Raw genomic sequence first — 1,248 nt, 5'->3', positions numbered from 1 at the left:
GGTTCTCGCTTGAAGACATGTTGCCACGATTTATGTATGTCGCACTACGAACTGCTCCTATGCCACAGAAGTATTTAAGCATGGCTGAGCTTTATGGGTAATCAGGAAGAAATATAACGATCCAATGCCCCCTGACCCGTCGTGCTGAGTGTCCCCTTATACTTGAGTAAATCGGCTTCAAGTGCAAAATCCTTCATTGCGGTATTATTCATGCCTTTTAATACGCCTGTTGATCCATCAAACTTCTTATTGACCCCCCCACCTTTAAAATTATCATTTGATAAAGTCTCTAATTTAGCCGTTTCTTTTTTATGGCCATCAAGGGCCTGAACAGAACGTAGAGTATCTCCCTTTTCTTCGGTTTGTCCTATTTGTGCTTTCATCTGTTGAAACTGTTCAGAAGTCACCTTCTCCTTTCTAACCGCAACACCATCAATAAACAGCTCAGCGGTCATATCTTTTTCAGATAAACGTAGCTTAAATTGTGCACCATGCTCTGGTCCTGCAAGTCTAGACAGAGCTTTAAGCCGATCATAAGGATTTGGATCATCAACATTAGTTGGCTGACTAATAAGTTTATTTAACTCCTTTATGCCATTTTCTTTTCTTTCCAGTGGATTATTGGCAAAATTAAAAAATGATTTCACTCTTAATGAAAACTTATTCCATGACTTAAGTGATGTAGACTCTGACTCTGAATCCCCAAAAACCATTTTAGCAAGGCGTTGATCGTTAATTTTTAAGTCTGAAAACTCCTCTTCATTATTATGGTTCTCTGGTTTATAGCTCTGTGATGAAAAGTTTAACGTAACGGGCATTTGACTTCCTCTATAATATAAAAAATCAATAAACTTAATGAATTAGAATTATAGTGATGCCTTTTATTACAGATATCTAAAAAAAATGAAACGTCAAAAAAGAGGTCAGACCAGAAAACCTACCAGTTTATTGGGTTTATTCGATAACACCATGATATTAAATATATAATAATAAAAAATAACGGGTTAATCATACTCATTATTTACATAACTAGGTTCATTTAAAAAATCAATAAAAGTAATCCATATGTTGCTAATGTACTATGTGTGAATAATTTCAAATCAAATAAAAACAAAAAACAAGCAAGTCAGTCAATATGACATAAGTACCTGAGTATTAAATTATCATAAATTCGTTCACTATTAGAGCAACGTGATAATTTCAGTACTTATCGCATCATTGAACTTGTTTGTTTATCATTATTTTTGT

The 1,248-nt window shown here is 34.1% G+C and carries 1 protein-coding gene and 1 pseudogene; one reads left to right on the top strand and one right to left on the bottom strand.

The window, feature by feature from the left end; all coding sequences use genetic code 11:
- Positions 1–101 (top strand): annotated as a pseudogene (locus L2764_RS27245) (IS1595 family transposase); the annotation flags it as partial.
- Here the strand turns inward: L2764_RS27245 and L2764_RS27240 are convergent.
- Positions 102–818, bottom strand: coding sequence for a hypothetical protein (locus L2764_RS27240; protein WP_248943460.1), 717 nt, complete (start codon positions 816–818; stop codon positions 102–104).
- Positions 819–1,248 lie beyond the last annotated feature (430 nt).

This window comes from Shewanella surugensis (assembly GCF_023284005.1).
In the GTDB taxonomy this organism is placed as follows: Bacteria; Pseudomonadota; Gammaproteobacteria; order Enterobacterales; family Shewanellaceae; genus Shewanella; species Shewanella surugensis.
The sequence above is the reverse complement of the archived record's forward strand: the minus strand, read 5'-3'. Positions and strand labels throughout refer to the sequence as shown.